Below are 23337 nucleotides of genomic sequence, written 5' to 3'. Positions count from 1 at the left end.
ACAGTGCCTATTAAAAAGTATAAACCGACATCCCCGGCTCGACGCAACATGTCCGTGTCGACGTTCGAAGAAATCACAACGAACCAGCCGGAGAAATCACTGCTTGCTCCACTGAGCAAAACAGCAGGTCGTAACAACCAAGGTAAAATTACGGTTCGTCACCACGGCGGCGGACACAAGCGTAAATACCGTATCATCGACTTCAAGCGTACGAAAGACGGCATTCCAGGTCGCGTTGCTACGATTGAATATGACCCGAACCGTACTTCCAACATCGCTCTGATCCACTATGTGGACGGTGAGAAGCGTTACATCATTGCTCCTAAAGGTCTGAAAGTTGGAGATCAGGTCGTTTCCGGCGCTGGTTCTGACATCAAGATCGGTAACGCACTTCCACTGGAAAACATTCCGGTAGGTACCGTTATCCACAACATCGAACTTCAACCAGGCAAAGGCGGACAATTGGTTCGTGCAGCTGGTACTGAAGCTCAGCTTCTCGGTAAAGAAGATAAGTACGTAACAGTACGTTTGTCTTCCGGTGAAGTTCGTCACATTCTGAAAACTTGCCGCGCTACCATCGGTTCTGTTGGTAACGGAGATCACGAGTTGATCAAAATCGGTAAAGCAGGCCGCAGCCGCTGGTTGGGTCAACGTCCTGAAGTCCGTGGTGTGGTAATGAACCCTAACGATCACCCTCACGGTGGTGGTGAAGGCCGTGCTCCAATCGGACGTAAGTCTCCAATGTCTCCATGGGGTAAGCCAACCCTGGGTGCGAAGACTCGTAAAAAAGGAAAAGCTTCTGACAAATATATCGTTCGCCGCCGCACGAAGTAATACACATTGTGCATAACTTCGTGCTCTGCGCGAGTCACGAGACAATTTGGTGAAGGGAGGATTACCATATGAGCCGTAGTTTGAAAAAAGGACCTTTCATTGACGGATATCTGCTCAAAAAAGTGGAGGAACTGAACAGTTCCGAGAAGAAGGTAGTGATCAAAACTTGGTCCCGCCGCTCCACGATTTTCCCGCAATTTATCGGTCACACATTCGGTGTATATGACGGCCGTAAGCACGTGCCTGTATACGTAACGGAAGACATGGTAGGCCACAAGTTGGGCGAGTTCGCGCCAACACGTACCTACAAAGGTCATGAAGACGACAAGAAAACAAGAAGATAATTATTGAAAGCTCTTTGTTCGAGAGGAGGTTAAACCTATGGAAGCTAAAGCACATGCAAAATCGATTCGGATTGCTCCTCGTAAAGCTCAACTGGTGGTTGACTTGATCCGCGGTAAGCAAGTCGGCGAAGCGATTGCCATCCTTCGTCACACTCCGAAAGCTGCATCTCCGGTAGTTGAGAAGCTGCTGAACTCAGCGGTTGCCAATGCTGAGCATAACTATTCTTTAGACATTAGCAAGTTGGTCGTAACTCAAGCTTACGTCAACCAAGGTCCGACAATGAAACGTTTCCGCCCTCGTGCGATGGGACGTGCAAGCCGGATTAACAAACGCACCAGCCACATCACTTTGGTGGTAGCTGAAAAATAAGGAGGGAAAACGTGTGGGCCAAAAGGTAAATCCAGTAGGACTCCGTATCGGTATTATCCGTGATTGGGAATCCAAATGGTATGCAGGCAAAGACTTCGGTGATCTTTTGCTGGAAGACGTGAAAATCCGTGAATACCTGAAGAATAAACTGAAAGACTCCGCTGTATCCCGTATTGAGATCGAGAGAGCGGCTAATCGTGTGAACGTAACAATCCACACTGCGAAACCAGGTATGGTTATCGGTAAAGGTGGTTCGGAAGTTGAAGTACTGCGCGGTCAAGTAACTAAGATTGCCGGCGGGAAAAAAGTTCACATTAACATTTCTGAAATCAAAAACCCTGAAATCGACGCAATTCTCGTCGCAGAAAGCATTGCACAACAACTGGAACGTCGCGTTTCTTTCCGTCGTGCTCTGAAACAAGCGATTCAAAGAACTATGCGTGCCGGAGCTAAAGGGATTAAAACATCGGTCAGCGGACGTCTTGGCGGCGCCGAGATCGCTCGTACAGAAGGCTACAGTGAAGGAACTGTTCCACTTCATACGCTTCGTGCAGACATTGACTATGGTACAGCAGAAGCGCATACGACTTACGGCCGTATCGGCGTGAAAGTATGGATCTATCGTGGAGAGGTTCTTCCTACGGCTAAGAAACAAGCTGCTCAGGAAGGAGGCAACTAATCATGTTGGTACCAAAACGTGTAAAACACCGCAAACAGCAGCGCGGCCATATGAGAGGCCAGGCTAAAGGCGGTACTGAACTGAACTTCGGAGAATTCGGCCTGCAAGCTACAGAGCCAGGCTGGATCACGAACCGTCAGATCGAAGCTGCGCGTATTGCGATGACTCGTTACATCAAGCGTGGTGGTAAAGTTTGGATCAAGATTTTCCCGGATAAGCCGATCACTCAAAAGCCTCTCGAAGTGCGGATGGGTAGCGGTAAAGGTAACGTTGAGAAATGGGTTGCCGTCGTTAAACCAGGCAAGATTATGTTTGAACTTGGAGGCGTCTCTGAGGAAATCGCCCGTGAAGCGATGCGTCTTGCCGCTCACAAGCTGCCTGTGAAAACAAAGTTTGTGAAACGTGAAGAAGTGGGTGGTGAAGCAAATGAAAGCTAATGAAATGCGTAACTTGACCACTGCAGAAATCGAGCAAAAAATCGCCGGATTTAAAGAGGAACTCTTTAACCTCCGTTTTCAATTGGCTACAGGTCAGCTTGACAATCCGACTCGGATCCGTGATGTACGCAAAGAAATAGCTCGTGCTAAAACCGTTATCCGTGAAAGAGAACTTGGGATTAGTTAATGAAACAGGCACCGTTGTCTGAATTCAGAAAGGAGGCCAACAATGAGCGAAGAACGTAATGCTCGTAAAGTGCAAATTGGTAAAGTAGTCAGCGACAAAATGGATAAAACCATCGTGGTAGCTGTTGAAACTTATAAGAAGCACAACTTGTATCACAAGCGCATTAAGTACACCAAGAAATTCAAAGCGCATGATGAGAACAACACGGCTCAAATCGGAGATACCGTTAAAATCATGGAAACTCGTCCTCTCTCCAAAGACAAGCGCTGGAGACTGGTTGAAGTTGTAGAAAAAGCGGTCATCATCTAAATAAAGCAACCAGCTTTTCCGGAAGGAGGAAATTTCAATGATTCAACCATTTACTCGTTTGGCTGTTGCCGACAACTCCGGTGCGAAGGAACTGATGTGTATCCGCGTATTGGGTGGTACAGGTCGCCGTACAGCTCAGATCGGTGATTTGATCGTATGCTCCGTCAAACAAGCAACACCAGGCGGCGTTGTCAAAAAAGGTGATGTAGTCAGAGCGGTTGTGGTACGCACGAAGCGTTCCGTTCGCCGTAAAGATGGATCTTACATTGCATTTGATGAGAATGCAGCAGTTGTTGTTAAAGACGACAGAAGCCCGCGCGGAACTCGTATCTTCGGACCAGTAGCTCGTGAACTTCGCGATAGAGACTATATGAAGATCGTTTCCTTGGCTCCGGAAGTTATCTAATTGGACGGATGAGATAAGTAATGCTTGTGAATCGCAGGCCCCAGGAGGTGTAACGAATGCCTAGAGTGAAAAAAGTTCTGGAATCCCACAGCAACAAACTGCACGTGAAAAAAGACGATAACGTGATCGTGATCAGCGGTAAAGACAAAGGCAAAAAAGGCCGTGTCATCGCAGCTTATCCTCGTGAGAACCGTGTTTTGGTGGAAGGTGTGAACATGATTAAGAAACACCAAAAGCCAAGCCAGCAAAACCCGCAAGGGGGTATCATCGAGAAGGAAGCTCCGATCCACGTTTCGAACGTCATGCATGTTGATCCAAAGAGCGGTGGCGTAACCCGTATCGGTTACAAAGTGCTGGACAACGGCAAGAAAGTTCGCGTTGCTAAAAAATCCGGAGAATCAATCGATAAATAAAACGTCTAGAAAGGAGGTCCTTGAATCATGGCTGCAAGAATGAAAGAACGTTTTCTGAATGAAGTGACTCCTGCTCTGATGCAGAAGTTCAGCTATAAAACCGTTATGCAGGTTCCGAAAATCGAGAAGATTGTCATCAACATGGGTGTAGGTGACGCTGTAGCTAACTCGAAAGTACTGGATTCCGCGGTGAACGACATGCAGCTGATCGCTGGCCAAAAGCCGGTTATCACAAAAGCTAAGAAATCCATCGCCGGATTCAAATTGCGTGAAAATATGCCAATCGGCGTGAAAGTAACACTGCGCGGTGAGCGTATGTATTTCTTCCTCGACAAATTGTTCAACGTTACGCTTCCACGCGTACGTGACTTCCGCGGCGTATCTACAAAAGCTTTTGACGGTCGCGGTAACTATACGCTTGGCCTGAAAGAGCAGCTCATCTTCCCAGAGATTGAGTATGATAAAGTTGATAAGGTCCGTGGTATGGATATCGTCATCGTTACGACGGCTAAGACAGACGAAGAGTCCCGTGAACTGCTCGCTCAACTGGGCATGCCTTTCGCGAAATAAGACGGTTGTCCTTTTCTCCGAAACTATTTAGGAGGTGTCAGGCTAAGTGGCAAAAACTTCGATGAAAGTTAAACAACAACGCACACCTAAGTTCAAGGTGCGGGCATATACCCGCTGTGAGCGTTGCGGTCGTCCACATTCGGTACTGCAGAAGTTTAAGATTTGCAGAATTTGTTTCCGTGAATTAGCTTATAAAGGCCAGATTCCTGGCGTGAAAAAAGCAAGCTGGTAAGAAGTTTATAACCGGGAAGGAGGTTTACCTTACATGACTATGTCCGATCCAATTGCAGATATGCTTACTCGTATCCGTAACGCCAACACTGTGCGTCACGAGACAGTAGAAATGCCTGCTTCGACCATCAAGAAACAAATCGCTGACATTCTGAAGCGTGAAGGTTTCATCCGTGATGCGGAATTCGTGGAAGATAACAAACAAGGGATCATCCGCGTGTTTCTGAAGTACGGTTCCAATAACGAACGTGTAATTACAGGTCTGAAAAGAATCAGTAAGCCAGGTCTGCGTGTTTATACGAAGAGCACTGAAGTTCCTCGTGTACTCGGCGGTCTCGGTATTGCGATCATCTCCACTTCCAAGGGAGTTATGACCGACAAAGAAGCTCGTCAAAGCAAAGCCGGCGGAGAAGTTCTCTGCTACGTATGGTAATTAACGTCACAAGATAGGAGGTGCAATGAATGTCCCGTATTGGTCGTAAACCAATTGCAGTCCCAAGCGGTGTGGAAGTCACACTCGATAACTCGGTCATCACAGTTAAGGGACCGAAAGGTACCCTGACTCGTTCCCTGCATAAAGACATGCAGATTTCGGTGGAAAACAATGAGATCAACGTTGTTCGTCCTTCCGATAACAAAACGCATCGTTCTCTTCACGGCACGACCCGCAGCGTTGTCTCGAATATGGTCAGCGGTGTAACTGAAGGTTTCTCTAAAAACCTTGAGCTCGTGGGTGTCGGATACCGTGCTACTAAGTCCGGTGATAAAATCGTTCTGAACGTTGGATACTCTCATCCGGTTGAAATTACTCCGGAAGCAGGAATCGAATTTGATGTTCCTTCGAACACCAAAATCACCGTTAGAGGAATCGATAAAGAGCGCGTAGGTGCATACGCAGCGAAGATCCGTTCCGTTCGTGAGCCTGAGCCGTACAAAGGTAAAGGAATCAAGTATGAAGGCGAGCGCATCATCCGTAAGGAAGGTAAGGCTGGTAAGAAGAAATAAGACTGAAGACCACGGGTTTGCCCGGTGGCTAGGTGAAGTATTTGTTCTTACTTACCCCCTGCGTCTTAAAGTGAAGCTCTAAAGGCATAACTGAAGGGAGTGAAAGGTAAGCATGATCACGAAACAAGATAAGAATAAGGCTCGTTTGAAAAGACATCTGCGTGTTCGTAAGAAAATTCAGGGCACAGCTGAACGTCCACGTTTGAACGTGTTCCGTTCTTCCAAACATATCTACGCTCAACTGATTGATGATGTAGCCGGCGTAACTTTGGCATCGGCTTCTACATTGGATAAAGAACTGAGCAGCGACATCGCTAACGGCGGCAGCGTTGAGTCTGCCCGCAAAGTCGGCGAGTTGGTTGCAAAACGTGCAGCAGACAAAGGCTTCAAAGCAGTCGTGTTTGACCGCGGCGGATATCTTTATCACGGACGTATTCAAGCGCTGGCTGATGCAGCTCGCGAAGCAGGCCTTGAATTTTAAGAAATTTTCAAAAGGAGGTAAACGACTTGCGTGTAGATCCTAACACTTTAGAACTGACTGAAAGAGTTGTAAATATTAACCGCGTTGCTAAGGTTGTAAAAGGCGGACGCCGTTTCAGCTTCAGCGCTCTCGTAGTTGTCGGTGATGGCAAGGGTTGGGTTGGAGCAGGTATCGGTAAAGCTGGCGAGGTTCCAGACGCGATCCGTAAAGCGATCGAAGATGCCAAGAAAAACCTGATCCACATTCCACTCGTGGGAACCACCATTCCTCACCAAGTAACAGGTCACTTTGGTGCTGGCCGTGTATTCATGAAACCAGCATCTGAAGGTACTGGAGTAATTGCTGGCGGACCGGTTCGTGCTGTATTGGAACTGGCTGGCGTTGGCGACATTTTGACAAAATCTCTAGGTTCTTCGAACTCCATGAATATGGTCAATGCTGCTTTGGAAGGCTTGTCCCGCCTGAAGCGTATTGAAGAAGTTGCCAAGCTTCGCGGCAAATCCGTCGAAGAGCTAATGGGTTAAGGAGGGAATCTCATGAGTAAACTTGAAATCACCCTCGTGCGCAGCGTGATCGGCCGTCCGGAAGATCAGCGTGTGACTGTGAAGACACTGGGCTTGCGTAAAATTAACCACTCGGTGGTTCATAACGACAATCCAGCCATTCGCGGCATGGTTAAGAAGGTTAATCACCTGGTTTCGGTAAAAGAAATCGAAGGTTAATCCCGGGTTGTGACCCGGATACATTAAGGAGGTGCAACGACAGATGAAGTTACATGAGCTGAGCCCAGCTGCAGGTTCCCGCAAAGAACGCAAACGCGTAGGTCGCGGAACAAGTAGTGGTACGGGTAAAACATCAGGTCGAGGTCACAAAGGACAAAACTCCCGCTCCGGCGGTGGCGTACGTCCAGGCTTCGAAGGCGGTCAAAACCCGCTGTATCGTCGTCTTCCGAAACGCGGTTTCGTGAACCCGACCCGGAAAGAATACGCGGTTGTGAACATCGAAGAACTGAACAGCTTTGCAGAGGGTACGGAAGTGACTCCAGAAGTTTTGGTTGAGAGCGGAATCGTGAAAAACACGAAGAGCGGTATCAAAATTCTTGGCAACGGTGAAGTGTCCGTGAAGTTGACTGTAAAAGCGAATAAGTTCTCTCAATCTGCGGTAGAGAAAATCGAGGCTGCCGGCGGTAAAACCGAGGTGATCTAATGTTTAAGACCCTGAAAAATATATGGCGTGTCGAGGATCTGCGCAAACGGATCATGTTCACCTTGATGGTTTTGATTGTATTTCGTATCGGATCGTTTGTACCGGTTCCCGGTGTAAACAAAGATGTGTTTACTCAAACCAATGAGGCGGGCAATGAGTTGTTTGGTCTCCTTAACACGTTTTCGGGGGGCGCGTTGCAGCAATTCTCCATCTTCGCCCTTTCGATCTTCCCATATATTACATCGTCCATTATCGTACAGCTTTTGTCGATGGACGTCATTCCGAAATTTGCGGAATGGGCCAAACAAGGGGAACACGGTAAAAAGCAGTTGGCTCAAATTACTCGTTATGGTACGGTAATATTGGGTCTGATCCAAGCGTTCGGGATGTCAATCGGGTTTAACCGTCTTTACGGTACCGAAATGATTCCTGGTGCAACTTTTGTGGATTACCTCGTCATCGCGATCGTGCTGACAGCTGGTACATCATTCTTGATGTGGCTGGGTGAGCAGATTACGGAACGTGGTATCGGCAACGGTATTTCGATTATCATCTTCGCAGGTATTGCTGCCGGTATTCCAATGCATATCCGCACAACGATCGAATCCAATTTCATTCAAGACAATCAGGTATTCCTGAATAGTCTGAAGGCGATTGTTATCCTTCTGATTTTGATTCTGATCGTAATGGGTGTTGTATTCATCCAGCAAGGGATTCGCAAAATTCCTGTGCAATACGCAAAACGCGTTGTAGGAAACAAAATGTTCGGTGGACAGAACACGCACATTCCGCTGAAGATCAATGGCGCTGGCGTCATTCCGGTCATCTTCGCAATGTCGCTGCTTCAGTTCCCGGTCATTCTGGCCAGTTTCTGGTCAACAACGGCTTGGGCTCAGTGGATTACCACTTACCTGGCTTATGACAAAGCGCTTGGCATGGTCCTTTATGTATTGATGATTATCGGCTTTACGTTCTTCTACACGTTTGTGCAGATGAACCCGAACCAAATGGCTGATAATATGAAGAAGAATGGCGGCTACATTCCGGGCATTCGTCCTGGTAAAGCCACCGAGAAGTATCTGACGCGTGTTATGACACGCTTGACGATGACAGGAGCCCTGTTCCTGGCTGTAATCTCAGTTCTTCCAGTCTTCTTCGGTGCTTTGGCTGGTCTGCCACGTACAGTTCAAATCGGCGGAACGTCCTTGCTGATCGTCGTCGGTGTTGCACTGGATACGATGAAACAGATCGAAAGCCAGCTCATCAAACGTCATTACAAAGGATTTATCAATAAATAAGTGATAGGTTCCGGGTAGTGGCATGTCTGCTTCCGGCACCTATTATGCTGTTCTAACTACAGGCTAGAGGAGGGACTAAGGTGAACATCTTATTCATGGGACCTCCTGGGGCAGGTAAAGGAACACAGGCAGAAGCTATCGTTAATGCATTTGGAATTCCCCATATCTCAACAGGCGATGCATTTCGTCTGGCGATTAAACAAGGAACGCCCGTTGGTGTTAAAGCCAAAGAATACATTGATCAAGGTCTGCTTGTGCCTGATGATGTGACGATCGGTATTGTGGAAGAACGTCTGCAGCAGTCCGATTGCGAAAAAGGTTTTTTATTGGACGGTTTTCCAAGAACCCTTTCGCAAGCGGAAGCGCTGGATGAAATTCTGGCCCGTTTGAATACCGGTTTGGATCATGTCATTAACCTGAAGGTTGACCGCAACAAGCTGTTAGCACGTCTTACCGGACGTCGAATCTGCAAGTCCTGCGGATCAACTTATCATGTCATGTTCAACCCGCCTAAACAGGAAGGTATTTGTGATAAATGCGGCGGCGAATTGTACCAGCGCTCCGATGATAACGAGGAGAGTGTCGGCATTCGCTTGGACGAATATATCAACAAAACAGCACCACTCCTCACGTTTTATGAAAACAAAGGTCTTCTGCGTCAAATTGATGGTGATCAGGAAATCGGCGTGGTTTCTGAAGAAATTACGTCTTTGCTGCGAGGCTCGCGTGAATGATCATTTGTAAATCCGAATCGGAACTGGGCTTGATGAGAGAGGCCGGACGGATTGTAGCTGAATGCCACAAACTGCTCCAATCTCACGTTCAACCGGGCATAACGACGGGTGAACTGGATCTCATAGCCGACAAGTTCATTCGCAGCCAAGGCGCTTTGCCGTCTTTTAAAGGCTACAACGGATTTCCTTCCAGCATTTGCGCATCAGTTAATGAAGAATTGGTGCATGGATTTCCCGGTAAACGCAAATTGATCGAGGGCGATATCGTCACATTTGATATCGGTGCGCAGTATGAGGGATATCATGGTGACTCGGCTTGGACTTACCCGGTGGGTAAGATCACAGAGGAAGCCCAGCGTCTGCTGGACGTCACGGAGGGTTCTCTATATGCCGGACTTGCGCTAATCAAACCCGACGTCCGTTTGTTTACAATCTCTCATGCCATTCAGCGTTTCATCGAGGAGGCGGGAATGTCCGTCGTTCGAGAATACGTTGGTCATGGCGTAGGGGCCGAGCTGCATGAAGATCCGCAGATTCCGAACTACGGCATTCCGGGCCGCGGGCCAAGGCTGAAGCCGGGTATGGTACTCGCGATTGAGCCCATGGTGAACGCGGGCAAACGGAATGTAAAGACGCTGGAAGATAATTGGACGGTCGTTACGGTGGATGGTTCATTGTGCGCTCACTTTGAACATACGGTTGCAGTTACTGCTGACGGTATGGAAATCTTGACGAAGCTGCCGGAGTAGGTGATGAATGTGAATAAAGCAATCACACTTCAAATCGGTCAGGTCGTCTCGATCTTAAGAGGCAAAGGTGCCGAACAATATGCCGTGGTCGTTTCTATTGAAGACAGCAAGTATGTTAAGATAGCGGATGGGCACAAAATTAAATTTGATCAGGCGAAGAAGAAAAATGTTCTCCACCTGTTGCCTCATTCCTTTATTAGCAGCGAGGTTGTAAACAGTTTGCAAGAAAGCGGTCGGGTAACGAATGGTAAGCTGCGGTTCGCCGTCAGCCGATTTTGTTCCGAAAATCCAAATGCTGATCAGAAAGGAGAATGATTGTGGCCAAGGAAGATGTCATTGAAGTCGAAGGCACGGTCATCGAGCCGTTGCCGAATGCAACTTTTAAAGTCGAGCTGGAGAATGGTCATCAGATTCTAGCTCATGTCTCCGGGAAGCTGCGGATGCACTTTATCCGTATCCTTACAGGTGACAAAGTGGTCGTGCAACTATCACCATACGATTTAACCAAAGGTCGTATCACATACCGTAAGTAGATGTATGTCGTTCCCCAGGGAACAGCAAAAGCAGCGTAGCGGTTTTACTGATGTAAAACTTGGAGGAGGTAATTAACATGAAGGTAAGACCTTCTGTAAAGCCTATTTGCGAAAAATGCAAGGTCATTCGCCGCAAAGGCAATGTAATGGTTATCTGTGAAAATCCGAAACACAAACAAAAACAAGGTTAAAGAAGGGGGTGTAGCGTAATGGCTCGTATAGCTGGTGTGGATTTACCACGTGACAAACGCGTTGAGATCGCCTTGACTTATATTTTCGGAATCGGTAAAACGACTTCCCAGAAAATTGTTAGTGAAGCAGGTATCAATCCGGACACTCGTGTTCGTGATCTGACAGAAGACGAAGTGAACAAATTGCGCGAAACGATCGACGGTAATGTTAAGGTTGAAGGTGACCTTCGTCGTGAAATTTCTTTGAATATCAAACGTCTCACGGAGATCGGCTGCTACCGCGGTATTCGTCACCGTCGTGGTCTGCCTGTTCGTGGTCAACGTACTAAAACCAATGCTCGTACACGTAAAGGTCCTCGTCGTACGGTAGCGAACAAAAAGAAATAAGAAAGGGGGATAATAGACAATGGCTAAACCAAAAAAAGTCGTACGTACTAAACGTCGTGACCGCAAGAATATTGAATCGGGCGTGGCTCATATCCGTTCCACGTTCAACAATACGATTGTTACCATTACGGATCCCCACGGAAATGCTATTTCTTGGGCGAGCTCCGGCGGCATGGGCTTCAGAGGTTCCCGTAAGTCCACTCCGTTTGCTGCACAAATGGCTGCTGAAACAGCTGCCAAGGCTGCAATGGAACATGGTATGAAAGCTGTAGAAGTTATGGTTAAAGGTCCAGGCGCAGGCCGTGAAGCAGCGATCCGTTCCCTGCAGGCTGCAGGACTGGAAGTTAACCTGATCAAGGACGTAACACCAATTCCGCATAACGGATGCCGTCCGCCAAAACGTCGTCGCGTATAATGAAGTCATCCTGTTAATGTGGTATAAATCCGGTGCAATCTGCTAAGAATGGTTGTTTAGGCATACTACATGGATTACTGGATAAGATGACAGTTTCATATAGGAGCGACGTTTGAAGGAGGGGTACTTGCGTGATTGAAATCGAAAAGCCGAAAATTGAGACCGTTGATGTCAATGAGGAAGGAACCTATGGGAAATTTGTTGTAGAACCGCTGGAGCGCGGTTACGGCACAACGCTGGGGAATTCACTTCGCCGCATTCTGCTGTCCTCGCTGCCTGGTGCCGCCGTTACATCTGTACAGATTGATGGCGTTCTGCACGAGTTTTCTACCATTCCTGGTGTCATGGAAGACGTGACTGAAATCATTCTGAACCTGAAAGCTTTGTCCCTGAAGATTCATTCAGACGAAGAAAAAGTGTTCGAGATTGATGCGGAAGGCGAAGGTGTCGTCACTGCCGGAGATATTCGTGCAGACAGTGATGTGGAGATTCTGAACCCGGATCTTCATATCGCGACACTCGGCCCGGGTGCAAGACTTCACATGCGAGTTTTCGCAAATCGCGGTCGTGGCTATGTCCAGGCGGATCGGAACAAACGCGATGACCAGCCTATCGGCGTCATTCCCGTGGATTCGATCTATACTCCGATCAGCCGCGTTAACTATGGTGTGGAGAATACCCGTGTCGGTCAAGTGACCAACTACGACAAGCTGACTCTTGAAATCTGGACAGATGGAAGCATTCGTCCAGAAGAAGCCGTCAGCCTAGGCGCCAAAATCTTGACAGAGCATCTGTTCCTCTTTGTCGGTCTCACCGATGAAGCGAAGGATGCCGAGATCATGGTCGAAAAAGAAGAAGACAAGAAAGAAAAAGTGCTTGAAATGACGATCGAAGAGCTGGATCTCTCCGTACGTTCCTATAACTGCCTCAAACGTGCCGGCATTAACACGGTGCAAGAGCTGACGACGAAAACGGAAGAGGATATGATGAAGGTCCGCAACCTGGGCCGCAAATCCTTGGAAGAAGTTCAAGAGAAGCTTGAGGAGCTCGGTTTGGGACTCCGTTCGGAAGAATAGTTCGAGATTGTTCTAGCAAAGGAGGGAAAACACATGGCATACCAAAAGTTGGGCCGCGACTCCAGTGCGCGTAAAGCGTTGTTCCGTGACCTGGTAACCGACCTGTTCCTATATGAGCGTATTCAAACAACTGAGGCGAAAGCTAAAGAAGTTCGCTCGATCGCAGAAAAACTGATCACAAAAGCGAAACGTAACGATTTGCATTCCCGTCGTCAAGTGGCTGCATTCGTACGTCGCGAAACGGTTGATGGTGAGCAGGATGCAATCCAAAAACTGTTCGCAGAAATCGCACCTCGTTACTCCGAGCGTCCAGGCGGATACACTCGTATCCTGAAACTGGGACCTCGTCGTGGTGACGCAGCTCCTATGGTTTACTTGGAACTCGTTGACCGTGCGTAATTGACCAATCTAACCCTGTTAGATCTTTGTTGAAATCTTATGGCTGCAGCCGAAGGGTTTCAATGACGACAGTGAGCTTTGCATCTGAAGTGACTGTAGTTATGTATGCCCGGCTCAAGCGCTGTTTATCCATCCGGATGACAGCAGGGGCCTTGACAGGACCGTGGTTCGAGATGGAACAAAGCCGTATTACCGGCTCCTCTCGGCTACACCTGAGGCATCGTAAGCGGAGGACCTTCTAGTCATGCGGCTGACTGCGAGGGATCGGCTGGCATGATGAAAAGGAGCTCCTTGGTGGGCTCTTTTTTTAGGTGTTTTTATGCAGATAGGCAACAAGCCCTGTTGAAGAACAGGCAGCAAGCAGGAGGGAATTATGCGTAATCTTCTGATGAAAGTTAGTTATGATGGAACCCATTATAACGGCTTTCAGACTCAGCCTGACGGCAGGACGATACAGGATATCATTGAGAAGGCGATTGCGGGCTTATCCGGAGAAACATTGAAGATCACAGCATCAGGGCGCACCGATGCCGGTGTGCATGCCAGGAGTCAGGTATTCAATTTTTATTCCGATTCTCCCATCCCGCCGGAACGCTGGTGCTCGGCACTCAATTCCAGACTGCCTGAGGATATCGTCGTAACAGATGCACAGGAGGTTCCGCTGGATTTTCATTCCCGCCGAGAGGCGAAGCGTAAAACCTATCGCTACACGATCAACAGCAATCAATTTCCGGATCTTTTCAACAGGCGGTATCAGTTTCATCATCATGGCCGGTTGGATATGCAGGCGATGGAAGAAGGATTGAAGCATCTGTTAGGAACACATGATTACACGAGCTTCGCTTCCAGACGCTCTACGAAACCGTCCCATATCCGAACCATATACAGCGCCTGGATGGAAGTTGACACCAGCATGTGCCGAACAGGCAATACGAGAGATCAAGGCGTACTTCATACTTATTTGACCGGCAGCGGCTTTCTGCAGCACATGGTTCGAATCATTATGGGGACGCTGGTGGAAGTGGGAGAGGGCAAGCGTACACCCGACAGTGTGAGAACGATACTGGAAGCTCGAAACCGCGCGGCAGCCGGTCCTACAGCGGTCAGCAAAGGGTTAATGCTGTGGGATGTGGAATATGACGAGCTGTCACTAATAAGGCCTCAGACGGACTTTTAAGACAGTTATGTAAATCCCATTCTGCAGTACAAAAAACACTTGCGGTTTGTACGTGTATCCTGTATTATATAAGTTGTGTTTTCTTAACGGCTCTCCCACAGCCCCGGTTAAGAAAATGCCGGTAATATCAATCAACAACTCAAAATGCTAGACACAAGAACGTAGATAAATGATGAAAATTGACACGATTTTCGGATGAATACAAGGAGGAACTATACATGCGTACCACCTATATGGCGAAGCCAAATGAAGTTGAGCGTAAATGGTACATCGTTGATGCCGAAGGCAAAACGCTTGGCCGTTTGGCAAGTGAAGTTGCGGCTTTGATCCGCGGCAAACACAAGCCACAATTTACTCCACATGTGGATACTGGCGATTTCGTAATCGTTATTAACTCGGAGAAGATTCACCTGACAGGTAAGAAAATGTCGAACAAGAAATACTACCGTCACTCCATGCATCCAGGTGGATTGAAAGTGACTGTTGCTGAAGACCTGATCAAGAAATTCCCTGAGCGCGTGATCGAAAGCGCCGTTCACGGTATGCTTCCTAAAACCCGTATGGGCGAGAAAATGAAGCTGAGACTTAAAGCATATGCAGGCACAGCACATCCACACGAAGCTCAAAAACCTGAAGTTTACGAACTTCTCGGTTAATTAAAAGGAGGACAGTTTCATGGCACAAGTACAATACTATGGGACAGGTCGTCGTAAGCATTCGGTAGCACGTGTTCGCCTTGTACCGGGTGAAGGACGAATTGTCATCAATAAACGCGATATCAATGAATATTTCGGTTTGGAAACACTCAAACTGATCGTTAAACAGCCTTTGACGCTGACAGAAACTTTGGGCAAATACGATATCCTCGTAATCGCTCATGGCGGCGGCATCTCTGGTCAAGCCGGTGCAATCCGTCACGGTATTTCCCGTGCACTGCTGAAAGCTGACCCTGAATTCCGCGGTTCTTTGAAGAAAGCTGGATTCCTGACTCGTGACCCACGTATGAAAGAGCGTAAGAAATACGGTCTTAAAGCGGCTCGTCGCGCACCTCAGTTCTCCAAGCGTTAAGATTTACAGATCAAGACTCTCACCTTATGGTGGGAGTCTTTTTTTGCGTTACTAAGACGATAAAAAATTGTGTGAAACCACCTGCAGCGGGTGTTGACATTAAATAGGATTATAATATACTTAATTCATACTATTTGCGTAGGATTATTTGGGGATTAACAGGAGGTCTGGGTCATGAACTTGTTGGAGAAAGAAGATTTGATTAAGGAAAAGGCAGTCACTTTGGAGAGTGCGTCTGCACAGGAAATCATTGCTTATGCAATCGAAACGTTTCCCAATATTACATTTGCCTGCAGCTTCGGTGCAGAAGATGTAGTGTTGGTGGATATGATTCAGAAGATCAGTCCACGTACGGATATTTTTTATCTGGATACCGATTTTCACTTTCAGGAAACCTATGCCACTCGTGATACGATGCAGCAGCATTACGGTCTTGAGTTCGTCCGTGTGTCTCCCGTAATTACACCGGAGGAGCAGGCAGCTCAGTTCGGCGATGAGCTGTGGCTGAAGGATCCGAATCAATGCTGTAATATCCGGAAGGTTGAGCCGCTTACAAGAATTCTCTCCCAATATGACGCCTGGATTACAGGAATCCGTCGGGATCAGGCACCGACTCGGGCGAATGCCAAGAAGATCGAGTATGATGCAAAGTTCGGCTTGGTCAAATTTAACCCGATTGCAGGCTGGACACAAGAGGATGTGTGGCAATATATTCGGGATAACCAAGTGATATACAACCCGCTGCATGACCAGAACTACCCGAGTATTGGCTGCCACTACTGCACACGCCAAGTAATGCCTGGAGAAGATCCACGTGCAGGGCGTTGGTCCGGTAATGACAAGACAGAATGCGGTCTTCATAAATAATTCTATATATCATCGGATATTTACTGCACTCATATGTTAAAGGGAGGCTCACTCATGTCAAGCATTAAGCCGCATGGAGGAACACTGGTTAACCGTATTGCCGATCCAGAGCGTCGTCAGGCCTTACTGCAATCCGTTGAAGGTTTATCTGACATCAAAATTAATACATGGACGATTTCTGATCTGGATTTGATTGGAGTCGGTGCGTTTTCACCGCTGCAGGGATTTTTGAAGGAAGAAGATTACCGTTCTGTCGTTGATTCCATGAGATTGTCTGATGGAACCATATGGAGCATTCCAGTCACACTGGCTGTAAGTGCTCAGACCGCAGAACAGCTCGAGATCGGAAAACAGGCAGCCCTTGTAGGCGAAGATGACGGGGTTGTCTACGGTGTGATCACGGTAGAAAGTATTTATAGTGTAGATCAGCAGTATGAAGCTGTTAACGTCTTTAAAACCGATGATCCGGAGCATCCTGGCGTTAAAAAACTTCTTGAACGCTCGAATGTATATGTTGGAGGTCCTATTGAAGTTTTGAACCGACCGCAGCCGGAGAAATTCCAGGAGTTTTATTATGATCCTGCCCAGACTCGAGCTGAATTTGAGGCACGCGGCTGGAATACGATCGTAGGCTTCCAAACCCGTAACCCGGTTCACCGGGCCCATGAGTATATTCAGAAGAGTGCGATGGAAATCGTAGATGCTCTCTTTCTGAATCCGCTAGTCGGTGAAACCAAGTCGGATGATGTGCCTGCGAATGTGCGTATGAAAAGCTATCTGACACTGTTAGAGAATTACTATCCGGAGGACCGCACCTTTTTGGGTGTATTCCCCGCAGCGATGAGATATGCCGGACCTAGAGAGGCGATTTTCCATGCCATGGTCCGCAAAAATTACGGTTGTACCCATTTTATTGTCGGGCGCGATCATGCGGGTGTTGGCGATTACTATGGTACCTATGAAGCACAGGAAATTTTTCGTAATTTCACGGCAGAGGAGCTGGGGATCACACCGCTGTTCTTCGAACACAGCTTCTTCTGTACCAAGTGCGGCAATATGGCTTCCAGCAAAACCTGCCCGCATGGCAAAGAGCATCATATGACTCTTTCAGGTACAAAAGTGCGTGGACTGCTGCGGGAAGGGAAATGTCCACCTCCGGAATTTACACGTCCAGAAGTGGCAGAGGTTTTGATTGAAGGCATGAAAGAGCAGGTAACTGTATAACGCAATAGCATATTAGTCCATCTTGTCCCATAAGTATAAGTACAACACTTACGGGACGAGGTGGATTTTTCATGTCCAGGCCAGATGACGACAAAGTGAACTTGTGGATATCATGGAAAGTAATCAAGCAATCCTTCATCGGTTTGGGGCTGTTAGCACTGCTGATCGCTGTGGTAACCTACGAAATTCCAAGCAGCAAAACGGTCCAGTACTGGAGCCTTCCTCTTGCAGGCAAGGTCATTGCACTGGATGCCGGCCATGGAGGGCCGGATGGGGGAGCCGTAAGCAGGCAGGGGATTATTGAAAAAGATATCAACCTGGCCGTCACGCTCTACTTGAGGGACTATTTGCAGCAGGCTGGCGCACTCGTGGTGCTGACAAGAGAAGGAGATCAAGATCTGGCATCACCGGATACCAAGGGCTACTCCAAGCGCAAAAGTGAGGATTTGAAGAACAGGGTTCGCTTGATCGAAAGCAAGCAGGCCGATCTGTTCGTCAGCATACACCTGAACAGCATTCCTTCCAACCGGTGGAGCGGGGCACAGACCTTTTATCCTCCGAACAAAGACGAAAGCAAGCGCATGGCAGAGCTGATCCAGAGTGAAATAAGACATAATCTCGAGAACACACAAAGACTGGCTAAAACGGATGACAATATTTTTCTACTTCGGGCGCTTAATATTCCTTCTGCGCTGGTTGAAGTCGGGTTCTTGTCACATCCGGTGGAATCTGAGATGCTGCGAGATGAAAAGTATCAGCAGAAAGTAGCTGCTTCTGTATATAAAGGGATTCTTCGATATACAGCTGGAGAGCGTGTGATTGAATCGGCAGCACTCGCGAAGTAATGGTATACTAGAGTGAGGTTTACAGCCATTAACAGAGTTGAGGTGCTTATAAGATATGCTGATTAGCAGAGAGCAGGTACAGGAGATACTGCAGCCGCTCAAAGATCCCGAAACCGGGAAGACTTTGATGGAACTGCAGCGTATTCGCGATATTGTTGTCAAAGAGAAAACGGTTCGGCTATCGGTAACATATACAACTGAGGAAACACGGGCCCTGCTGAATGCGCAGATTCGGGAGCTGCTGCAGGCCCTTGGAGCAGAGGACATTCACATCCGTATGCGGCCCATGGAGATAGAGTCTTCAGAGGAAGAGGCGCTGGACCAGGAGAAGCTGACAAAAGGTCATGCTGCGGGATTGAAGAACGACCTGCTGTCACCTGAATCCGGAGTTCAGTTTATCGCCATTGCAAGCGGCAAGGGCGGGGTAGGGAAGTCGACCGTAACGGTCAACCTCGCAGCCGCCCTGGTCCGTCAAGGCAGGAAGGTAGGATTGATTGATGCCGATATTTATGGCTTTAGTGTCCCCGATATGATGGGTATTGAAGAGGGACCTGCCGTGACGGATGAAGGTTTGATTATTCCGGTAGAGCGGTTTGGCATCAAGGTCATGTCGATGGGATTCTTCATCCGTGAGAACAGTCCTGTCGTGTGGAGAGGGCCTATGCTGGGCAAAATGCTGCGCCAGTTCTTCGAGGATGTAGGCTGGGGCGAACTGGATTATATGCTCCTTGACCTGCCGCCGGGGACGGGGGATGTTGCACTCGATGTCCATCAGATGATTCCGCAGAGCAAAGAGATTATCGTAACTACTCCTCATGCCACAGCAGCATTTGTTGCTGCAAGAGCTGGTGCTATGGCGCTTCAGACAAACCATGAGGTGCTGGGTGTTGTAGAAAATATGGCGTATCACAACTGCTCTCACTGCGGGGAGAAGGATTACATTTTTGGACGGGGCGGCGGCGGTATGCTGGCTGAGAATCTGCACACAGAGCTTCTGGGTCAGCTTCCATTGAGCGCACCGGATAACCTCCCTACAGATCCAGAATTTTCACCTTCGGTGTACAAGCCTGAGACCGAGAGCGGGATCATCTATAACGAAATGGCAGCACAGATTATTACAAAATGCGGCGGGTAAACCCGTAAGCTATATACCACATGAAATAAAGCTCCCGCTTGTCGGGAGCTTTATTTTTTTCATCATATGCATTTCTTTTAGCACAAACTAAGATCCGCTGCCACCGCCGCCCTGCTGGCCGCCCTGGCCTTGCCCGCCTTGACCCTGACCGCCACCGCCACCTTGACTTCCTTGTCCGCCGCCTTGCCCTTGTCCTCCTTGCTGCTCCTTCTCGACAGTGGGCTGAAGTTCATCCTTCACCACGGTTTTCAGCAGCTGAAGCACCTCCATACGAAAGAGGGGGTTCTGCATCGCTTCCTGCATAATGGTCATGGACTGTTTGCGGTAATCGGAAGTTTTGGTCAATTCAAGAAAAGACTTCATAACTTCCGGTGATTTCATTATTTCTTCGACGGATTTTTGATACGTAGGGTCCTTGATCAGCTGCATGTGAAGCTGTTTGCTCTCCGAGCTGATGGCTTTGGCAAAATCCCCTGCAAACTGGGGATCGGTCATAATTTTTTCGAGTTCTTTTTTATATTCCTCGGAGACCAGTGTATCCTTTACAGCCAATCGGATCTGATCGCTGGATTGGGCTGACATGAGCCGCATTCCTGTCGAAGCTCCACCTCCGGAACCTCCTGAGCCGCCGCTTAACGCTTCTTCGACTGCCTTTTTGCCTTCGTCGGTTTTCAAAATATCTACAACCATCGATTTCATCTCTTTATAGCCCATTTGCTGGGCAGAATAGCCCTGATCTGAGCCACAGCCAGTGATCATTATAGAACCAAGTCCCATTATGCTGAGTAAACGAAATATAGCCCGTTTCATTCCCCTTATCCTCCTTTGTGTGGATCCTAAGGGTAGTATGTGATGGAACTTAAGAAATATGTCGAAGACAGCATGGTTTTTTACTGAGAACGTTGGTAAAATAAAGACTTGTGGGGGTGGAGGGACTTGAGCTTACGGAAGTGGGCAAGATTATTTTGGAAAACCATGCTGGTGGGAGCCGTTGCGGCCGTTGTCGCCGGACTTGCATTGCAGCTGGCAACAGGTAACATCGCATTCAAGGGAGCCGTAGATATGCTGATTTATCCCTTGATTTTGCTCGGATACGGCGCACTTGTCAGTGTTTACTCACAGCTTGGTTTTTTTGCTTATCTGACACTGAATTATATCGGTATCGGGGTATTTCGAAGAAAAACATGGGGGTATATACAAATCGTCCTGACCGTACTGGCCTTGATGGAACTTATGTTTCTTCGTACTTTTGTCGGCAATGAACAGAATCTTGTGTGGGATTTGACGATTGCCATCAGCATTTTTGTAGTCGCGGCTTTCGTTTCCTATTTTAAAGTGAAGATGACCAATATCAATGCGCTGATACCAACCATGTTCTTCATGCTTGCGGTGACGATCCTGGAGATCATTGGTGTACTGAAGATCGGGGAAAACAACGCCACGGTATTTTTGATCATACCTTTGCTTGCATGTAATGCGTATCAGATCCTGATGCTGCATAAAGTAACCCAAGAAGAAAAAAAGAGCTAATTGTATTAGCTCTTTTTTCATTTCCCTTATAGCATACCCAATTCCAAAATTACATACCTGCGGCATCATCGATATGTTTTTGCACTGAAGCCTGATCATGCACTTCCGATCCTTTGGCACTGCTTTGCTGGAGAAGATCGGTAACTGTAACGAACTCATAGCCCTGTTTACGCAGCTCATCGACGATGAGCGGGAGTGCTTCATGTGTTTGTTTGACAGAATCGCTAGCGTGAAGAAGTACGATATCCCCCGGGTGTGCTTTGGATACAACTCGTTTTACAATATTGTCTACACCGATGTTTTTCCAGTCCTGGGAGTCTGTATCCCATTGAATCACCGTATAATTCAGGCTGTCTGCGATGTTCAGCACTCTTTTATCAAAATCGCCATTCGGCATACGGATCAATTTCGGTTCTTGTCCCGTCATTGCGGTTAAAATAGTATGAGCGGATGTGATTTGCTTGCGTATTTCCTCATCGCTCAGCGTACTATAATTATCATGCTTGAATCCGTGGCTTCCAATTTCGAATCCATGTTCCTTGATTTTAGCTACGATATCGGGATGACTTTTGCTCCATGGTGCAGACAGGAAGAATGAGGCTTTGGATACGCCTTTTTCTTTCAAAACCTGCAGGATCGGTTCCGCTCGTTTCTCTCCCCAGCTGATGTCAAACGTAAGGGCAATCTGCTTCTTCTCCGTAGGGACGCTGTACACAGCCGACGGTGTGCTTTCCGAGAAGACGGAAATATTGTCACTTTCCACATAAATGACCCCGACCGCAAAAACGGCAGCTGCAAAAACAAAGAAGAAACGTTTGATTTTCTTGCCGTTCAGAACATAAAAGAAATTCATAGCGACGTGCTCCTCTCCCTTCATCATACGAATGCTTGTTTACTTAAAATCTATGCTCGTACTTGTAAGTTATTACTGCGAAGGAGGCAGCTTATGTTTCGATTTACAACTTTTCTAAGGGACCTTGCAACGATCCGGACCGCTTTAATCCTTTCCGCCATTTTTTTTGCAGCAGGGATTGCAGCAGGGTGGGGGACGACCGGGCCGATTCAGGAAATTCTGGTAAAGGAAATACAGACACTCGGTCAGGCGGCCGAACAAATGAGAAATTCCGATCAGCCCGAGTTAAACTTTTTTATCTTTATCTTTTTAAACAATGCCATCAAAAGCCTGATTGTGATGTTTGCTGGTATTGTGCTGGGTATCATTCCTTTTGTCTTTCTGGCCATAAACGGAATGGTTATCGGATTTCTTCTTCACATGATCAGCGATAATGGCGGAAATTTAAGTGAGATTATATTTAAAGGATTGCTGCCTCACGGCATTATTGAAATTCCTGTTCTTTTGATTGCGAGCGCTTATGGCATGGTCCTGGGGGCATTGGTTATTAAGAGTATAGTTCCGGGGGCTGACAGGGGAGATCCAATCAAACAGAAGTGGAAGGTGACATGGCGCAAAACAGGTACCGCATCTTTGTGGATCGTCATTCTCTTATTTCTGGCCGCCATTATTGAGAGCACAATTACCTTATGGCTGATGTCATAATTTTCCCGAAATATGAGCATACCTAATAAAGCGGTTTATGACCGTGCAGTTTTCGTTTATTGAGGTATAGATAGAAAATACAGCGTAGAGCAGCACATAATGAGCGATGACGGAAGAAGCAGATACATAGGGTGCGGGTGGGTGACCATGGAAGAGGATTCGACCAGACCGCGCACATACAGAAACTAAGAGGAGGTTCAGCTTATGCTTGGAATGCTGTTTAACGAGAAAGAGTGCAAAGAACTGGACTATGTACTGCGCAAAGAGCTGGACGAAATGCTGTTAGATTTAAGTGATCAGCGGCTGGATGCCAACATCAGGCATGCTATAGCAAGCCGATATAAGACGGTCTTTAGAATGTATGCACGATTTGCTCCTCAAAAAGAGCTGTCCAAATATGCGCGTAACGGGAAGTTTCCGCAGATCAAACATTAAATATAATAAAAAGTGTTGACTGAACTGGTGAGTATGTGATAAATTAATTTTCGCTTCCTTTTGGTGACATACCGCCAGTTCAGCAGCTTAGCTAATGAGATATAACAACTCGGAAAACTTTCTCAAAAAAAGTGCTTGCAAAGTTGCTAGGAAGTATGATATATTATAAAAGTCGCCGCTGAGAGATTGGTTGTGACGAAAAATGAGATTTTGATCTTTGAAAACTGAACAACGAGTGAGTTAA

General features: G+C 47.5%; 39 protein-coding genes. 37 read left to right on the top strand and 2 right to left on the bottom strand.

Annotation, left to right across the window (positions count from 1 at the left end):
- Window positions 1–3 precede the first annotated feature (3 nt).
- From rplB to HII30_RS17075, 34 genes are all read left to right on the top strand, one after another.
- Entirely contained in the window at window positions 4–834 is an 831-nt protein-coding gene (gene rplB / locus HII30_RS17240) for a 50S ribosomal protein L2 (RefSeq protein ID WP_169506291.1), read from the top strand.
- A 68-nt stretch (window positions 835–902) separates the two neighbouring features.
- Window positions 903–1178, top strand: coding sequence for a 30S ribosomal protein S19 (gene rpsS, locus HII30_RS17235; RefSeq protein WP_169506290.1), 276 nt, complete (start codon window positions 903–905; stop codon window positions 1176–1178).
- A 37-nt stretch (window positions 1179–1215) separates the two neighbouring features.
- Window positions 1216–1548 carry a 50S ribosomal protein L22 gene (gene rplV, locus HII30_RS17230; protein WP_169506289.1) on the top strand — a complete coding sequence of 111 codons (333 nt, stop codon included), beginning with the start codon at window positions 1216–1218 and terminating at the stop codon, window positions 1546–1548.
- A 13-nt stretch (window positions 1549–1561) separates the two neighbouring features.
- Entirely contained in the window at window positions 1562–2227 is a 666-nt protein-coding gene (rpsC, locus tag HII30_RS17225) for a 30S ribosomal protein S3 (protein ID WP_046680965.1), read from the top strand.
- Between the two features lie 2 nt (window positions 2228–2229).
- Complete coding sequence (gene rplP, locus HII30_RS17220; RefSeq protein ID WP_169506288.1) at window positions 2230–2664, top strand: 50S ribosomal protein L16; 435 nt, start codon at window positions 2230–2232, stop codon at window positions 2662–2664.
- On the top strand, window positions 2654–2851 hold the full coding sequence (gene rpmC, locus HII30_RS17215; RefSeq protein WP_169506287.1) for a 50S ribosomal protein L29: 198 nt from the start codon (window positions 2654–2656) through the stop codon (window positions 2849–2851). Before rplP ends, rpmC begins: the two co-directional genes overlap by 11 nt.
- 42 nt (window positions 2852–2893) lie before the next feature.
- The gene (gene rpsQ / locus HII30_RS17210) at window positions 2894–3160 is read left to right on the top strand and encodes a 30S ribosomal protein S17 (protein ID WP_036589437.1); all 267 of its coding nucleotides are present in this window, start codon (window positions 2894–2896) and stop codon (window positions 3158–3160) included.
- Between the two features lie 37 nt (window positions 3161–3197).
- Entirely contained in the window at window positions 3198–3566 is a 369-nt protein-coding gene (rplN, locus tag HII30_RS17205) for a 50S ribosomal protein L14 (protein WP_169506286.1), read from the top strand.
- A 56-nt stretch (window positions 3567–3622) separates the two neighbouring features.
- Window positions 3623–3979 (top strand): 50S ribosomal protein L24, encoded by a 357-nt coding sequence (rplX, locus tag HII30_RS17200; protein ID WP_211184658.1) that lies wholly within the window; start codon window positions 3623–3625, stop codon window positions 3977–3979.
- 27 nt (window positions 3980–4006) lie between these two features.
- Window positions 4007–4549 carry a 50S ribosomal protein L5 gene (gene rplE, locus HII30_RS17195; RefSeq protein WP_169506285.1) on the top strand — a complete coding sequence of 181 codons (543 nt, stop codon included), beginning with the start codon at window positions 4007–4009 and terminating at the stop codon, window positions 4547–4549.
- Between the two features lie 46 nt (window positions 4550–4595).
- Complete coding sequence (locus HII30_RS17190; protein ID WP_013312154.1) at window positions 4596–4781, top strand: type Z 30S ribosomal protein S14; 186 nt, start codon at window positions 4596–4598, stop codon at window positions 4779–4781.
- A gap of 33 nt (window positions 4782–4814) precedes the next feature.
- The gene (gene rpsH, locus HII30_RS17185) at window positions 4815–5213 is read left to right on the top strand and encodes a 30S ribosomal protein S8 (RefSeq protein ID WP_169506284.1); all 399 of its coding nucleotides are present in this window, start codon (window positions 4815–4817) and stop codon (window positions 5211–5213) included.
- A 29-nt stretch (window positions 5214–5242) separates the two neighbouring features.
- A complete protein-coding gene (rplF, locus tag HII30_RS17180; protein WP_169506283.1) occupies window positions 5243–5785 on the top strand; it encodes a 50S ribosomal protein L6 in 543 nt (180 codons plus the stop codon).
- Window positions 5786–5897: 112 nt separating this feature from the next.
- Window positions 5898–6266 carry a 50S ribosomal protein L18 gene (gene rplR / locus HII30_RS17175; protein ID WP_169506282.1) on the top strand — a complete coding sequence of 123 codons (369 nt, stop codon included), beginning with the start codon at window positions 5898–5900 and terminating at the stop codon, window positions 6264–6266.
- 26 nt (window positions 6267–6292) lie between these two features.
- Window positions 6293–6790 carry a 30S ribosomal protein S5 gene (gene rpsE / locus HII30_RS17170; protein WP_138227136.1) on the top strand — a complete coding sequence of 166 codons (498 nt, stop codon included), beginning with the start codon at window positions 6293–6295 and terminating at the stop codon, window positions 6788–6790.
- 12 nt (window positions 6791–6802) lie between these two features.
- The gene (gene rpmD / locus HII30_RS17165) at window positions 6803–6988 is read left to right on the top strand and encodes a 50S ribosomal protein L30 (protein ID WP_138227135.1); all 186 of its coding nucleotides are present in this window, start codon (window positions 6803–6805) and stop codon (window positions 6986–6988) included.
- A 43-nt stretch (window positions 6989–7031) separates the two neighbouring features.
- Complete coding sequence (gene rplO, locus HII30_RS17160) at window positions 7032–7472, top strand: 50S ribosomal protein L15 (protein ID WP_169506281.1); 441 nt, start codon at window positions 7032–7034, stop codon at window positions 7470–7472.
- Window positions 7472–8770, top strand: a complete 1299-nt coding sequence (gene secY / locus HII30_RS17155) for a preprotein translocase subunit SecY (RefSeq protein WP_169506280.1) — start codon at window positions 7472–7474, stop codon at window positions 8768–8770. Before rplO ends, secY begins: the two co-directional genes overlap by 1 nt.
- A gap of 80 nt (window positions 8771–8850) precedes the next feature.
- Window positions 8851–9504, top strand: a complete 654-nt coding sequence (locus tag HII30_RS17150; protein WP_169506279.1) for an adenylate kinase — start codon at window positions 8851–8853, stop codon at window positions 9502–9504.
- A complete protein-coding gene (gene map / locus HII30_RS17145; protein WP_169506278.1) occupies window positions 9501–10253 on the top strand; it encodes a type I methionyl aminopeptidase in 753 nt (250 codons plus the stop codon). Before HII30_RS17150 ends, map begins: the two co-directional genes overlap by 4 nt.
- A 3-nt stretch (window positions 10254–10256) precedes the next feature.
- Window positions 10257–10568, top strand: a complete 312-nt coding sequence (locus HII30_RS17140) for a KOW domain-containing RNA-binding protein (RefSeq protein ID WP_211184657.1) — start codon at window positions 10257–10259, stop codon at window positions 10566–10568.
- 2 nt (window positions 10569–10570) lie between these two features.
- On the top strand, window positions 10571–10786 hold the full coding sequence (infA, locus tag HII30_RS17135) for a translation initiation factor IF-1 (RefSeq protein ID WP_006212898.1): 216 nt from the start codon (window positions 10571–10573) through the stop codon (window positions 10784–10786).
- A 77-nt stretch (window positions 10787–10863) separates the two neighbouring features.
- Entirely contained in the window at window positions 10864–10977 is a 114-nt protein-coding gene (rpmJ, locus tag HII30_RS17130; RefSeq protein ID WP_003333770.1) for a 50S ribosomal protein L36, read from the top strand.
- 18 nt (window positions 10978–10995) lie between these two features.
- Window positions 10996–11364 (top strand): 30S ribosomal protein S13, encoded by a 369-nt coding sequence (gene rpsM / locus HII30_RS17125; RefSeq protein ID WP_169506276.1) that lies wholly within the window; start codon window positions 10996–10998, stop codon window positions 11362–11364.
- A 19-nt stretch (window positions 11365–11383) separates the two neighbouring features.
- A complete protein-coding gene (gene rpsK / locus HII30_RS17120; RefSeq protein WP_169506275.1) occupies window positions 11384–11779 on the top strand; it encodes a 30S ribosomal protein S11 in 396 nt (131 codons plus the stop codon).
- Window positions 11780–11910: 131 nt separating this feature from the next.
- Window positions 11911–12855, top strand: a complete 945-nt coding sequence (locus tag HII30_RS17115) for a DNA-directed RNA polymerase subunit alpha (RefSeq protein WP_169506274.1) — start codon at window positions 11911–11913, stop codon at window positions 12853–12855.
- 33 nt (window positions 12856–12888) lie between these two features.
- On the top strand, window positions 12889–13254 hold the full coding sequence (gene rplQ, locus HII30_RS17110) for a 50S ribosomal protein L17 (RefSeq protein WP_169506273.1): 366 nt from the start codon (window positions 12889–12891) through the stop codon (window positions 13252–13254).
- Between the two features lie 373 nt (window positions 13255–13627).
- A complete protein-coding gene (gene truA, locus HII30_RS17105; RefSeq protein WP_169506272.1) occupies window positions 13628–14431 on the top strand; it encodes a tRNA pseudouridine(38-40) synthase TruA in 804 nt (267 codons plus the stop codon).
- A gap of 218 nt (window positions 14432–14649) precedes the next feature.
- The gene (rplM, locus tag HII30_RS17100) at window positions 14650–15087 is read left to right on the top strand and encodes a 50S ribosomal protein L13 (RefSeq protein ID WP_169506271.1); all 438 of its coding nucleotides are present in this window, start codon (window positions 14650–14652) and stop codon (window positions 15085–15087) included.
- Window positions 15088–15106: 19 nt separating this feature from the next.
- A complete protein-coding gene (gene rpsI / locus HII30_RS17095) occupies window positions 15107–15499 on the top strand; it encodes a 30S ribosomal protein S9 (protein ID WP_169506270.1) in 393 nt (130 codons plus the stop codon).
- 174 nt (window positions 15500–15673) lie between these two features.
- The gene (locus HII30_RS17090) at window positions 15674–16366 is read left to right on the top strand and encodes a phosphoadenylyl-sulfate reductase (protein WP_169506269.1); all 693 of its coding nucleotides are present in this window, start codon (window positions 15674–15676) and stop codon (window positions 16364–16366) included.
- A 54-nt stretch (window positions 16367–16420) separates the two neighbouring features.
- A complete protein-coding gene (sat, locus tag HII30_RS17085; RefSeq protein ID WP_169506268.1) occupies window positions 16421–17590 on the top strand; it encodes a sulfate adenylyltransferase in 1170 nt (389 codons plus the stop codon).
- Between the two features lie 71 nt (window positions 17591–17661).
- On the top strand, window positions 17662–18435 hold the full coding sequence (gene cwlD / locus HII30_RS17080; protein ID WP_169506267.1) for an N-acetylmuramoyl-L-alanine amidase CwlD: 774 nt from the start codon (window positions 17662–17664) through the stop codon (window positions 18433–18435).
- A gap of 58 nt (window positions 18436–18493) precedes the next feature.
- On the top strand, window positions 18494–19570 hold the full coding sequence (locus tag HII30_RS17075; protein WP_246246575.1) for an Mrp/NBP35 family ATP-binding protein: 1077 nt from the start codon (window positions 18494–18496) through the stop codon (window positions 19568–19570).
- 87 nt (window positions 19571–19657) lie between these two features.
- Here the strand turns inward: HII30_RS17075 and gerD are convergent, their stop codons facing one another.
- Window positions 19658–20380: a spore germination lipoprotein GerD gene (gerD, locus tag HII30_RS17070; protein WP_169506265.1), complete on the bottom strand. Its 723-nt coding sequence runs from the start codon at window positions 20378–20380 to the stop codon at window positions 19658–19660.
- 126 nt (window positions 20381–20506) lie between these two features.
- On the opposite strand from gerD, the gene HII30_RS17065 reads away from it, so the two are divergent.
- On the top strand, window positions 20507–21100 hold the full coding sequence (locus tag HII30_RS17065) for a KinB-signaling pathway activation protein (RefSeq protein ID WP_169506264.1): 594 nt from the start codon (window positions 20507–20509) through the stop codon (window positions 21098–21100).
- Window positions 21101–21149: 49 nt separating this feature from the next.
- Here HII30_RS17065 and pdaB read toward each other — a convergent pair whose 3' ends face one another.
- Entirely contained in the window at window positions 21150–21953 is an 804-nt protein-coding gene (pdaB, locus tag HII30_RS17060) for a polysaccharide deacetylase family sporulation protein PdaB (RefSeq protein WP_169506263.1), read from the bottom strand.
- Window positions 21954–22046: 93 nt separating this feature from the next.
- Here pdaB and HII30_RS17055 point away from each other — a divergent pair, with 93 nt between their 5' ends.
- Window positions 22047–22658, top strand: a complete 612-nt coding sequence (locus HII30_RS17055) for a stage II sporulation protein M (protein WP_169506262.1) — start codon at window positions 22047–22049, stop codon at window positions 22656–22658.
- Between the two features lie 204 nt (window positions 22659–22862).
- Entirely contained in the window at window positions 22863–23093 is a 231-nt protein-coding gene (locus HII30_RS17050; RefSeq protein WP_169506261.1) for a hypothetical protein, read from the top strand.
- Window positions 23094–23337: the final 244 nt, after the last annotated feature.

Source organism: Paenibacillus lemnae (assembly GCF_012933385.1).
GTDB classification, from domain to species: domain Bacteria; phylum Bacillota; class Bacilli; order Paenibacillales; family Paenibacillaceae; genus Paenibacillus_AQ; species Paenibacillus_AQ lemnae.
This window is presented reverse-complemented; position numbering and strand designations above follow the sequence as displayed.